Origin of the sequence: Wolbachia endosymbiont (group B) of Gerris lacustris, assembly GCF_964028355.1 — a bacterium.
In the GTDB taxonomy this organism is placed as follows: domain Bacteria; phylum Pseudomonadota; class Alphaproteobacteria; order Rickettsiales; family Anaplasmataceae; genus Wolbachia.
Window position 1 is genome coordinate 1337665 of record NZ_OZ034761.1, and the last position, 12870, is coordinate 1350534.

Below are 12870 nucleotides of genomic sequence, written 5' to 3' on the forward strand. Positions count from 1 at the left end.
TTCCATTATTGTCTATTCGTTGCTTGTATAGCGGGAATTGGTATAAGCTACTATGGCAGGAAAGAAAAGTGCCTTACGTAATGGTTGTGAACCGGATTTACTTAATCTGGGTTTGGCATATACAGATGAACCTGATGTTATATTTCTCGGTATAACTCCTGCATATGCTGCCAATTGTCTGGCATTTCTAAAAACTTCTATGTCAGGAACCTCAGCTAAAATAGCTACTGCTGATTCCTCTCCTATGCCTGGAATAGTCAGTAGAAGTTGAAAATTTTCCAACAACTCTTTGTGTTGCTTTAATAGTTCACGTACGGAGTTTTTTATTGTTTCTATTTTTTGAGCTATATTCATTGCAAGGTCTTCCCAAGCATTTGCAACTTCTTTGGGCAGTCTCTCTTTTTTTTCTAAGTGGTTATTTACTAATATCAATTCATCTTTTAACGCAACCGAGCAACGATAAAGATGTTTTAATTTTTTCAGTTCAGGAGAAGGTGGTATCCAACGAGTAGGTTCCTGTCTTTGGCAACAATCAGCAATAATTTCTGCATCAGTCTGATCATTTTTTTTGCCGTGTAAGCTTACTTCTTGCGTAGGATTTTATGCAATAAGGATTTACAACACTAACAAAATGTCCAGTATTGTGTAGAAATTCAGCCAAAGCTTCACTATAACAACCGGTAGCTTCCATGCAGGCTTTTACTTGTTCTACATTATGTTTTTGTAGAAAGCTCAGTAAACCTTGAAAACCATGATCATCGTTCTTAAAGCTCCTTTTCCTAGTTTCACGTTTTCCTTTTTTACTTATAAATGAGAGAAAAACATCAAAGCGATCTTTTGATACATCTATGCCAAGAAAGTTGTTGATCATATATAACCCCATACGTTACCATTAAAAATGAAAAGTAAGGCTAACCTTGTTAATACAGAATTAGAACCATTTAGGTCTTTCTAAGACGCCGTCCAGCCTATACTTTTGAGGGGGAGCTCTTATCTGCAAAACAGATTTTATATCTAAGGTTTATATCAGAGTTCCTCCCTTCTCCAACTAATGCTTAAGCTTAAAACATTAGATGCTTTTTTCAAGATACAAGTTTATATTGGTATGCTAAATTTATTATGGCATTAATATGGAGGTTATTATGTTAAATGCTTTAAGAAACTGGATTTGGTCCAGTGAGAAGAAAAGTAAAATTCTGAAGAAGTTATAGTTCCAGTCCTTCGTAGTCAAAACATTTCTGGAACAATATCGGATAAGAATCCAGTGGTGATAAATAAGCACACACGTAAATATGAATATATCACTTACAAATGTGCTGTAGAAAATCTTTCTAAATCATCTGAACATCACCTAAATGAGAAAAAATTTTTAGACAAAAATGATAAAGAAACTCAATTTTTTATTGATGAAATTCAAAAGGAAATTACTAAACACATACCTCTTAGTTCTATAAAAAATATAAAATTAAGGGGAAGGAAGGATAAATCGTTTACTGTATGGTTGTTATTGAGCGAGGATTCAGAACAATTAAAAATTGATGAATCATTTCTTGGAAATGTTTCCTGTCGTGCTGATCCAAAAGTTACAGCTGTTACGCTGTTAAACTCTCCAGAAGAGGAGAGAGGATTACGCATCTCATTAGACAAAAATAAATGCAGACTTTACGAGGTAATCAATGGATCCTATTCAATCCAATTTAGTTGGAAGGTAGGCAATGAAGATTGCAGCATTATTGTGAATATCAGTAATGATGGTACAGTAACTTGTGACAATATAAGTGAGGATTTAACTTTTGAAGATCTCGAGGAAAATAAAGATGTAAAAATCAGAATTGGTGGTGTTAAAAATAAGAAAATGACTTTAGCAGAGCTAGTTTCTCTTGATAAGTCGCAGTATAGAAGTTCTAGTGAAGAAGTAAAAATGCACGGAAATTCTAAAATAGAAAACCTTGTGAAAAAAAGTACTGAAGCAAAATCTGCGCTTAAAGAATTTGCTTCAGAGGTAAAAGAAGAGAGCTCTGAGTCGGTGAAACCTTTGACAGATATCACAAAAGCGGATGTCAAAGGAGCTGGTTCTTCTATTCAGCGTTAGTTTTCTATATGGGAGCTTTTATAAATTTTTGTAGAAGCTGTTTTTTTCATAAAAAATTTAAACTTTAATGTTGACCGAGAAGATCAACATTGATATATACTTCTATATAGTTAATGTGTGAAGGTATACATGCTAGATAATCCTAAAGGTCTAATTAAAACTCTTGGTCAAAATGAAAATTTTTATTTGCGTACAAAGGATAAGTTCTTTGAAAATGTGAGCCCAGATAATAAAATACTTATAGATTCTGAAGATAAGAACGAAGAAGTTAGTATTGATGATGATGAAATGTGGTTTAAACACTTTTCTACTGTGGTTCCTAATGAAGAAGGGCAGGAAAAGTATAAGTATGAGGTTAATGGCAGGTATGAGTACAAGTATGCCAATAAGTACGATAGCAAAAATATTGTAGGCAAAATTGCTAACAAAATTGCACAAAATTTAAATTAAAGTATAAAAGACAATACTTTAGAATATATAGGAATTAAAGAAAGTAGAAAGAAAGGTAAGATTAAACCTGCACTCAGAATTATGCTCAGCGATCTTACAAAACCAGTAAATGTAGTTGATATTCTAAATAATGATATATGCAAGCAATATGGTGTAGATGGAATTACATTATTACTGCCTAGTAAAAGCAAGTGTGAAACAAGAGGAATACGCTGCAGAGTTGATGAGAATGGAGTAAGAATTTATGAAGTAGCTAATGGCTCATATTATATTGCTTTAAATTGGTATGCTGAAGGAAAAGAGTGTAAGATAAAAATCAGCATTAGTGATGATGGTTCTGTAGAGTTTATTGAAGGTGATGTCACTTGGGATCAAATAACTGCACATAAAGAGGTAAAAGTAGGTAGACAATACGAAGCAAAGCCTTTATATGGAGCATTGTCATATTTAAGGCGAGAAGGCTCTGAAGTAATAAAAGGATTTTATCCTTCAACAAGTGTGGAAAGCATACAAATTACTACAGGAGTTAATAGACAAGCAGCTATTTAAATTCCATTGCTTAAAATGAAGCCTTTTTATTTACCAGAAAAGGCTTCATACTAGTATCCTCCCAGTATTAACTTGATAAGGCACAGTTTAAAAATATCTTGCAAGTTGATTGCAAAATCTTACAGCTATTTAATAGTGTTAAATTATTGGACAGTAGCTATATTACTCTACCTAACAATATGGAAGAGATGTATAAAGGTTATGGTACTAGCTACAGTGGCTATGAAAGCAATACTAAGTCTGGAATAAAGTTACAATTAGTTTTCGACTACATGAATCAGATAATAGACCAACTTAATTTAACGGAGGGAGTAAGATCAGACCAGGGATATAGGAAACATTTAAGTAATATATTAAGCAATGATTTGCTAATATCTGATCTCGGTTATTTTGTGCCAAGTTCTTTTAAACAAATCAATGAAATAGGAGCTTATTTCATAAGTCGTTATAAATCCGATACCAACATATATGATGTAGAAACAAATCAAAAAATGGAGTTATTAGAATGTTTAGAGGATAAGTTATTTTTAGAAAACGAGGTATTGTTAGGAAAAGAAGCAAAAATTAGAGTAAGAATTATATGTCAGAAACTAACTGAATATGGCCAGAAGAAGGAAAGCTAATAGATTAGCAAGATCGCAGGGATATACATCCTCTAAAAGAAATCAAAAATTGTTGAACTGGTCAAAACTAATGTTCCAGAAAATAAAATTAGTGCTGAGCAAGTATTAACGATTTACAGAGTAAGGTGGCAAATTATTTAAATTGTATAAAAGCCATATCAGACTTGATAAGCTAAAAGGAAAGCCATGCAGAGTATTATGTGAACTATATGCTAAATTGTGCGCAATTCTTATATTTCACAGCATAGTTGGTTGCACAGAAGTGAAAAAGAATACAGAACTTAGCTTAACAAAGGCATTTATTGAGCTAAAAAGGCGGGTTAGAGAGTTATTTTTAGCACTAAAGAATAAAGTTAATAGTTTGAAAGTTTTTCTTAAAAAGCTTACCATAACTTGGTCTCGATTTTCATTAAAAGACAAGTACAGAAAAACTAGAGTATCTACCTTAACTTCCCTGAATGAATTTACTTACAATCTCTTAACTTGACGCGTATGGTTTATTTAACACTCCCGTCTAGCATGTAGCTTTATACTCCTTCATCAATACAACATAATTTTGTGCTGACTGCATAATATGTTTAATTTCCTCATCTGACATTTTTTTGAAGAATTTTGCTGGCCTGCCAGCCCATACTTCACCACTTTTTATCACTTTTCCATGTGTCACCAGTGAACCAGCAGCTACCATAGCTCCAAACTCCACAATCGCATGATCCATTATGGTAGAACCCATACCAATAAATGCTTTATCATGCACCGTGCATGCATGTAATATGCAAAAATGTCCAACCGTCACCATACTACCAATAATCGTGTCGCCGCCTGGATTTCTATCTACATGAATTACGGTGCCATCTTGAATATTCGTTTCATCACCTATTTTGATTGATCCAACATCTCCTCTGATCACACAATTAAACCAGATACTCGCATTCCTTCCTATTTCAACGTTACCTATGATACGCACACCGTCTGCGATAAAAGAACTTTCATCCATTTTTGGTTCATAATCTTTGTATTTTAAAATGTGATAGCTCATAATTTAAATAGGGTTTAATACATACTTGGATTCCAGTAGTCAAGTTACTCGGGTAAAGATATTCTTGACTTATGAGCCTTATGCTCCTAAAGTCTTTATTTTTAGCTCTATTCATAATGTCAGTAACAGTACTTAGTGTGCTTCAAATAATATTAGTTGTTGTATTGGTAATTTTAGTGCTTCTGCAGCCACCTGGAAGTAGTTCATTAAGTGGCTTTAGTAATTCACAGCAGGGAATGAATTCAATAATTCCGGTAAAGTCTTCTGAAAATTCACTAAGTAGAATAACTTCTATAGTTGCTGGACTGTTTATTATAAATACACTGTTACTATCAGGATTATGTTCAAAAGATGTACATAAAAAATTAATTGAAGAGAAGATTATATCAGAAAAGAAGCAAGAAGGCCAATCAACTTCTGTTCCATTTGAAAATCAATGAAAGAAACCAAGTTTATCTTTGTTACAGGTGGAGTTGTTTCATCACTTGGTAAGGGTTTAGTTGCTTCAAGTGTGGGCGCACTTCTTCAAGCTCATGGATTCAAGGTTCGCATCAGAAAGCTTGACCCATATCTCAACATTGATCCTGGAACAATGAGCCCAGCTCAGCACGGGGAAGTATTTGTTACTGAGGATGGTGCTGAAACTGATTTAGACCTTGGACATTACGAGCGTTTTACTAAAATTAAAGCAACTAAGGATGACAATATAACAACTGGTAAAGTATATAATGAATTATTAAAGAAGGAAAGGCGTGGTGATTATCTGGGTAAAACTGTACAAGTTATTCCTCATGTGACAGATTTAATCAAATCTTTTATTTTTAATGATACGGAAGACTTAAATTTTGTAATATGCGAAATAGGTGGAACCGTAGGTGATATTGAAAGCCAACCGTTTTTGGAAGCTATACGCCAAGTTAATTATAAACTAGGAAAGCAAAGAGTTATCCTTATTCATCTAACCTTAATACCATATCTTACTGTAGCGCAAGAATCAAAGACAAAACCAACACAGCATTCAGTTCGAGAATTAAACTCTATGGGATTACAACCGGATATTATATTATGTCGCAGTGGAAAAGAAATTTCCGATAACCAAAAAGAAAAGATAGCCAATCTTTGCAATGTTTCTTTATCTAACGTAATACCTGCTCCTGATGTAAATCATATATACGAGTTACCGTCCTTGTATAATCAATGTGGGCTCGGGACACAAATTTTGGATCACTTTCACTTAAGTAAGCCAAAACCAAGCTTACCTGAATGGGACCAAATAGTACACTCTATGAGACATCCAACACAAGAAGTTATCGTTTCCATAGTAGGAAAATATACTGAATTTCCTGACGCATATAAATCACTGATTGAAGCATTAAACCATGGTGCAATTAGTAATAAAGCTAGAGTGAAGATAAATTGGGTCAACTCAAGAGAAGAGAATGGAAAATCTATAGATGCAAAGTTTATAAGAGAAAAATTACAAAATTCTCATGCAATCCTTGTCCCAGGGGGATTTGGTGATAATGGAGTAGAAGGTAAGATATTAGCAATAAACTACGCCCGTATAAATAACATTCCATTTTTGGGAATATGTCTTGGTATGCAGCTTGCAGTGATTGAATTTGCTCGCAATGTCATTAAGCTTGAAGATGTACACTCTGAAGAATTTTGTACCTGTAAGCACCCAATCATTAAGCTAGCTAGCGATAAAAACGTTGATCTTGGTGGGACTATGAGACTTGGAACATATAAATGTAATGTAAGTCCAAATTCCAAAATGGCAAATGTGTATAGTAATGTCACTATTTCAGAAAGGCACAGGCACAGATATATAGTTAATTTAGATTATAAAGATGATATAGAAAAGAATGGACTGATATGCAGTAGTATATCGGAAGATAAAACATGCATAGAGGCAGTAGAGTTAGAAAATCATCCATGGTTTATTGGTGTGCAATTTCATCCAGAATTTCAATCAAGACCATTTTCTCCTCATCCTCTCTTTACATCATTTATTAAGGCAGCTATTAATAATAGAATTTAATAGATAGGTTACAAGAGGTAAAATGCTTCCAGGATTTTTTTTAAGCGATGAGAATAAAATTAACTCTGGAACTACAATAATAAAAAAGGACTGCATAGATATAGAGAGAATACTAGATAAATTAGAAGAGGAACAAGCCATGGAAGATATGCTTGATATAGAGGAAATAGGTAAAGTAAAAGAAGTAAATAAATTTCAGTCAAAAAAAGAAGTAGAGAAATACTTAAAACAAGAAACATATGACTGGTATTTAAAGCAACTGAGCAAAATTCACAGCGAGCATAATTACGCTAATTTGAAAGGAGTTGCTAAGCTAAAACCAAGAAGTAAAATTTACAACTTGCGAGAGATAAGAAAATTTAAAAAAGAAATCATTGTAAATAAGTAACGAATGTTCAAGTACCAATACATGGAACTTGCCATAGAGCAAGCAAAACTTGCTCAGAAAGATGGCGAAGTGCCAATAGGTGCTGTAATAGTTAGTGGAAACAATATAATCTCCTCTGCACACAATATCTCTAATGATCCAACTGCACATGCAGAAATGTTAACAATTAAACAAGCATTTTCAACTTCCACGCTTTATGAAGCTGACATGTATGTAACATTAGAGCCATGCCCGATGTGTGCTCAAGCTATCTCTTTTGCAAAAATTAAACGGCTGTACTTTGGAGCTTATAATCCAAAAGGTGGAGGAGTTGAAAACGGCACTAGAACATTTCAATTCTGTAACCACATACCTGAAGTTTATGGTGGAATATTAGAAACAAAATGTTCTCTTTTGTTAAAAGATTTCTTTGAGAAACTAAGAACTTAGTTTAAGCTGTGTGATTATGATTATTGTTCTGTTTTGCATTAACTTGCTTTTTGTACGAGGTTATCACTTAAGCGCAGAAGTTGCTTTATCCAGCATTAAAACCTGAGAGTTTTTAAGCTTATGCATTCCTTTTATCCTTCAGAAAGTTTTTGTCTACTATCTTTATTCAGAAAAAAAATTATAAAATTTCTATAGTTATGGTATAATTGTAAATACCGCTTGCCAATAAGCTGAGTATAAAAATGCCGCTCGGACAGATCATTACATATAGCACGATATTACTTGCTATAATTGCAGTATTTCTCTTTTTGAGAAAAATATACAAAAATCACATTAGAAAAATTATATTTCCTCTAAAAGTTCTCAAAGAAGAGTGGGAAGAAAATAGAAAATTTAATGAATTATATCAAAAAAATAAGCAAAAAGAGTTGATGAAACAACAGGAAATGCTAAGCGAGAAGCAAAAAGATATGCAAGTTTACAAAGAAGATCTAGAAATAGTTGATATAGCAAAACCGCTAGGTAAATGGACAAAGATGGTTATGATGGGTAGTGGTTTAATGAAGCATTTTGCACAATTGATACACAGAGAAGGTGATAAAAAAGGATTTTGGGAGCTGTTTATAAAAGCTCAGTCTTCAACTAAGGGTAAACATAAAGGAAAAGGCAGATGAAGTATCCGTTGTATAACCTGGTTTCTGGCACTAAACTTCTTAAGTGTTATAGTCAGTCAAGTATAAGGGTGTCATCCCAGTGCTTGAAACTGGGATCCAGCTCTTCATGTAATCTAGTTAAAAATATTAATTTTAACATAAAGCAACTACTTTTATGCCAACCAGCTCAGCGTGCTTACTTAAAATTCCTGGATCCCAGTGTCAAGCACTGGGATGATACCATCTGCTACCTACAAACCCAATGTTCGTACAGTTGTATGTCAAACACTGACTGTTTGTTATGCAAGCTATCCAATGTTCATACACTGAAGTGTTTAGGCTCCAAGTTCTCTTTAAAGGTTCAATAGATGCTTGAATGTAAAAATCTATCCTGTGCTCGTAATAACAAAGTATTATTTAAAAACCTCAATTTTAAAGCTGAACCAAAATCAAAAATCTTAATCACTGGTCCAAATGGTAGCGGCAAAACCAGCTTAATCAGAAGTTTATCTGGACTTTTGCCGCCAGTGTCAGGTAATATAATGTACTGTGGAAAAGATATATATGATGATCCAAAATCCTTTATATCTTCCATGGTTTACGTAGGACATAAAAACGCCTGTAAAGATAGCTTAACAATTGGTGAAAACATAGAATTCTGGGCAAGAATACGGAACACTAGAGAATTAGTTATGGCAGCTGCTTATTGTTTAGAGTTGCAGCCTGTATTTAACATTAGATATGGTGAACTTTCTGCAGGCTGGAAAAGAAGAGTTGCGCTTGCTCGCCTTTTAATTTCTAATGCAAATATCTGGCTGATAGATGAACCTTTCTGTAATCTTGATAGCACAACATGTGAATTAGTATTGAACCTAATCTCAATACGCTCTGAGCAGAACGGTACAGTAATTATTACAGGACATAGCTCTACAGAACAATTGTGTGACTTTAAGACAATCGACATACGTGATTTTAACAGACCTCTTGTATAATTTTTGGCCTTATTGTACTTACATCAATAATTTATTATCACATTTAATATTACGCATTAAAATTAACTCATCTCTTTCAAAGGCTCTATATTAAAAATCGAAAGTCCAGAAGCAATGACATGTGCTAAGGCTTGGACGAGAAACATTCTTGCAGCGGTGAGATTTAAGTTATTCTCCAGTATAAACCGCATATTTAAATCACTTTTGCCATATCCCCATAAAACATGAAACGCTTCTGCAACTTCAAGTAAGTAGAAAGTAATTCTGTGTGGCTCACAAAGGCTTGCTGCAGTTTCTACCACATCTGGCCACTTTGCTAAGGTTTTTATGAGGAATAGCTCCCCATCTGTCCTTAAAAGTAAAGAGTCTGCTGTTGGGAGCTCTTTTGGAGCATTACGCATTAACGAATGAGCACGAGCATGAGCATATTGCACGTAAAAAATAGGGTTGTCTCTTGATTGTTCTTTAACTTTAACAAAATCAAAGTCCAAGACCATATCATTCTTGCGTGTTAACATTATAAAACGAGTGATATCCCTTCCAACCTCTTCCACTACATCCCTAGCTGTAAGAAAATTCCCTGATCTTTTGGACATCTTAACAGGTTTGCCATTATCAAAAAAATTCACAATATTATGCAGTTTTACTTCTATCTTTGCTTTGTTATCACTCAGTGCAGAAACGACTGCTTTGAGCCTTTTGACATAACCACCATGATCACTGCCGAGCTCTACGATCATATTGTTAAAGCCACGTGATATCTTATCGAAATGATAAGCAATATCCGATGCAAAATAAGTCCAGCTACCATCCTCTTTTTTTAGTGCGCGGTCAATATCATCACCAAATTTTGTGGAGCGAAACAACATTTCTTTTCTGGAAATCCAATTTTCACTTTCTTTACCTTTTGGTTTTTCTAGGTACCCTTCATACACCAAACCTTTATCAGATAATATCTTTATACTCTTTTCAATCTTGCCGCTTTTTTGTAATTCGTATTCTGAAGTAAAGACATCATGACTTACTCCAAGCAAATTCATATCTTCCTTTATGAGCTCTAAAATAGAATTTAAAGTATATTCTCTAATTATCTGATTGTCTTCCTCTTCTCTAAGCTCCTTGCCATATTTTTTAGCTAGTGCTTCCCCTATTGGTTTTAAATATTCACCTGGGTATAGGCCTTTTTCAATACTTATTTTTTCTCCCAGAGCTTCCTTATACCGCAAATATACTGATCGAATTAGCGTATCTATCTGCGCTCCAGCGTCATTAATATAGTACTCCTTAGTAACTGTATAACCAACTTTCTTTAGTAAATTTGCCAGAACATCACCAAATACTGCTCCTCTTGCATGACCAATATGCAGAGGACCTGTTGGATTTGCAGATACAAACTCAACATTGATGGCTTGATTATCTCCAATATTTAGAGTGCCAAAGTCTGTTTTCAGCTCATTTATTTGTTTTAAAATCCCATGCCACACTTCCATTTTCAAGTGAATATTGATGAAACCATGGCCTGCTATTTCTACTTTTGCAACTTCATCAAAAAGCTCAAACTCTTTAGCTAAAACCTCTGCGATTTCAATGGGATCCTTCTTTTCATGTTTTGCAAGCACCATAGCAACATTTGTATAAATATCTCCATGCGCTTTATTGCTTGGAGGCTCCACAATAAAATTTTCTGCACTTATATTTATGATACCCCTTCGTTTCAATTCATTTAATTTGCTGGAAATTAGAGAGGCAACCTGCTTGAAAATATTCATTAACTAAAAAGCTATAAAACCTATAGCAGTATAGTGGATAAATGGGGAAAGTTGAAGGGTTATCTGATTGAATCTATAGCTAAAGAGTGACCTAGATTTACCGACAATTTGAAGAGCTGTCACTCCTCTACTCTTTAGCAGCTACAGTGGTATGACATGTTGCTCCGTGTCAGCCAATTGGATGACACCTTATAGTCCTGTCATTGTCATTCCTTCACGTGACGCTGGAATAGCAAAGAAGAATAGGTTGTTGGTTTTTTATATGGTTATGCAAAATTCCAATCTTGAAGTCTTTTCTTTAACGGTACATGCATCAAAATCATATAAGCTTATAACATCTTCGATACCGTGCTCAAAATGATACTTATAGGGAGTGTTAAATAAACTGTGTCAAGCCGCATTTTTAGTTCAACTCAATTTTCAGTCTGTTGGGAAAGAAAATGTCAAGCTGAGACATAGTTAATGACCAATTAGGCAAAGCTGTAGTCCACTTTTGCTCTACCTTTTTTATAGCACAATATACCTGTTTGTACAAGGCATTTGTATTAGTAAATGAGCCCTTAGTTTTAGTAAATTTCCTAATTTGTCTATGCAATCCCTCAATTGGATTGGTGGTGTAAATCAGCTTCCTAACTGGTCCAGAATACTTAAAATAACCAGACAAATTTTCCCAATTGTTTTGCCATGATTTTGTAACCAAGGGATATTTTTCACTCCATTTTTCTTCCAGCTCAAGCAAATAATTCTCAGCAATCTCTTTACTTGAAGCACGATATATTTTTTTCAAATCATTTATGAAAACTTTTACATCTTTGCTAGATACATACTTCAGTGAATTCCTTATCTGATGCACTATGCATAGCTGTACTTCTGCTTTAGGAAATACACTATTTATAGCGGTAGGAAAGCTTTTTAGCCCATCAATACAGGCAATTAGAATATCTTCTACTCCTCTTTCTTTGAGGTCATTTAGTACTCCCAACCAGAAGTTAGCTCCTTCACTTTCAGCCAAATAAAAACCTAATACTTCTTTTCTGCCATTTTGATTTATGCCCAATATATTATACATACATTTACTTATGCAATGTCCGTCCTCCTTGACCTTAAAAAACATGCCATCCATAAATACTATTGGATACACTGATTGCAGTGGGCGGCTGCGCCATTCATTGATTACTGGTAGCAGTTTATCGGTAATACTAGATATCTCTGCTGCTGATATTTTGTGGTCATATATTTCCTCAACATGTGAAGCTATATCTCTGTATCCCATGCCACTGGCATATGTGCTTAAGACCTTTGCTTCAAGTTCTGGATGTAGGCTTGTTTGCCTTTTTTTGACTATTTGTGGTTCAAAGCTTCCCTCCCTATCTCTTGGTGTTAGCAGCTCAAATGAGCCTGCACTCGTGCGTAAAGTTTTTGCGTTTCTCCCATTTCTTCGGTTATTTTCTTCACTTTCAGCTGACATGTAGCTTTCTATTTCACCTTCCAGACTTGCCTCTAGCAACCTTTTTATAAACGGTGTTAATGCTCCATCTCTTCCTGTCAATGGTCTTCCTTCTCGTATAGATGACAGGATATTTGTTTCTAATTCTTTATAATCTACCAAACCAGTAGTTCTATTTGCTTGACTCATATCAAACCTCCATTTTTTATATCAATTTATTACTTTTTTTTCGGTTTGACACACTTTTTTGAACGTTCCCAAATGGGAGGCAGCCAAGGGGTTTGAAGCTATCTGACTTGAGGGAAATACCAATGTTATGGAGTGAGCAGATGGAGAAGTTTTACGGGTTTAAGCAAGCTGTCTGCCAATAAAAAATGAGATAATTTCTTTAGAAG

12 protein-coding genes and 3 pseudogenes are annotated in these 12870 nt (G+C 34.4%); 11 read left to right on the plus strand and 4 right to left on the minus strand.

All coding sequences use genetic code 11. From position 1 onward, the window contains the following. Nucleotides 1–45 precede the first annotated feature (45 nt). Nucleotides 46–871: pseudogene (locus ABWU62_RS06850) on the minus strand (IS110 family transposase); the annotation flags it as partial. 396 nt (nucleotides 872–1267) lie between these two features. Between ABWU62_RS06850 and ABWU62_RS06855 the strand changes: the two are divergent. The 4 genes and pseudogenes from ABWU62_RS06855 to ABWU62_RS06870 form a co-directional block, all read left to right on the plus strand. Then, entirely contained in the window at nucleotides 1268–2092 is an 825-nt protein-coding gene (locus tag ABWU62_RS06855; RefSeq protein WP_353287933.1) for a hypothetical protein, read from the plus strand. 129 nt (nucleotides 2093–2221) lie between these two features. Then, nucleotides 2222–2542, plus strand: a complete 321-nt coding sequence (locus tag ABWU62_RS06860; RefSeq protein WP_353287934.1) for a hypothetical protein — start codon at nucleotides 2222–2224, stop codon at nucleotides 2540–2542. Nucleotides 2543–2623: 81 nt separating this feature from the next. Beyond that, complete coding sequence (locus ABWU62_RS06865; protein WP_353287935.1) at nucleotides 2624–3091, plus strand: hypothetical protein; 468 nt, start codon at nucleotides 2624–2626, stop codon at nucleotides 3089–3091. Nucleotides 3092–3177: 86 nt separating this feature from the next. Then, nucleotides 3178–4201: pseudogene (locus ABWU62_RS06870) on the plus strand (IS4 family transposase); the annotation flags it as partial. Between the two features lie 27 nt (nucleotides 4202–4228). Here the strand turns inward: ABWU62_RS06870 and ABWU62_RS06875 are convergent. After that, entirely contained in the window at nucleotides 4229–4753 is a 525-nt protein-coding gene (locus ABWU62_RS06875; protein ID WP_353287936.1) for a gamma carbonic anhydrase family protein, read from the minus strand. A gap of 116 nt (nucleotides 4754–4869) precedes the next feature. On the opposite strand from ABWU62_RS06875, the gene secG reads away from it, so the two are divergent. The 6 genes from secG to ccmA all read left to right on the plus strand — a co-directional run bounded on the left by secG (nucleotide 4870) and on the right by ccmA (nucleotide 9259). Next, nucleotides 4870–5193 (plus strand): preprotein translocase subunit SecG, encoded by a 324-nt coding sequence (gene secG / locus ABWU62_RS06880; RefSeq protein WP_353287937.1) that lies wholly within the window; start codon nucleotides 4870–4872, stop codon nucleotides 5191–5193. Beyond that, a complete protein-coding gene (locus tag ABWU62_RS06885) occupies nucleotides 5190–6797 on the plus strand; it encodes a CTP synthase (RefSeq protein ID WP_353287938.1) in 1608 nt (535 codons plus the stop codon). Before secG ends, ABWU62_RS06885 begins: the two co-directional genes overlap by 4 nt. Nucleotides 6798–6819: 22 nt before the next feature. Further along, complete coding sequence (locus tag ABWU62_RS06890; protein WP_353287939.1) at nucleotides 6820–7185, plus strand: hypothetical protein; 366 nt, start codon at nucleotides 6820–6822, stop codon at nucleotides 7183–7185. 21 nt (nucleotides 7186–7206) lie between these two features. Continuing rightward, the gene (locus ABWU62_RS06895; protein WP_353288185.1) at nucleotides 7207–7614 is read left to right on the plus strand and encodes a nucleoside deaminase; all 408 of its coding nucleotides are present in this window, start codon (nucleotides 7207–7209) and stop codon (nucleotides 7612–7614) included. 242 nt (nucleotides 7615–7856) lie between these two features. Then, nucleotides 7857–8288 (plus strand): hypothetical protein, encoded by a 432-nt coding sequence (locus ABWU62_RS06900; protein ID WP_353287940.1) that lies wholly within the window; start codon nucleotides 7857–7859, stop codon nucleotides 8286–8288. 347 nt (nucleotides 8289–8635) lie between these two features. Continuing rightward, complete coding sequence (gene ccmA / locus ABWU62_RS06905) at nucleotides 8636–9259, plus strand: heme ABC exporter ATP-binding protein CcmA (RefSeq protein WP_353287941.1); 624 nt, start codon at nucleotides 8636–8638, stop codon at nucleotides 9257–9259. A gap of 62 nt (nucleotides 9260–9321) precedes the next feature. Here ccmA and argS read toward each other — a convergent pair whose 3' ends face one another. Both argS and ABWU62_RS06915 read right to left on the minus strand, forming a co-directional pair. Beyond that, entirely contained in the window at nucleotides 9322–11028 is a 1707-nt protein-coding gene (gene argS / locus ABWU62_RS06910) for an arginine--tRNA ligase (protein WP_353287942.1), read from the minus strand. A gap of 403 nt (nucleotides 11029–11431) precedes the next feature. Continuing rightward, on the minus strand, nucleotides 11432–12664 hold the full coding sequence (locus ABWU62_RS06915; RefSeq protein WP_353287327.1) for an IS256 family transposase: 1233 nt from the start codon (nucleotides 12662–12664) through the stop codon (nucleotides 11432–11434). Between the two features lie 71 nt (nucleotides 12665–12735). On the opposite strand from ABWU62_RS06915, the pseudogene ABWU62_RS08380 reads away from it, so the two are divergent. Beyond that, nucleotides 12736–12846 (plus strand): annotated as a pseudogene (locus ABWU62_RS08380) (recombinase); the annotation flags it as partial. Between the last annotated feature and the right edge of the window lie 24 nt (nucleotides 12847–12870).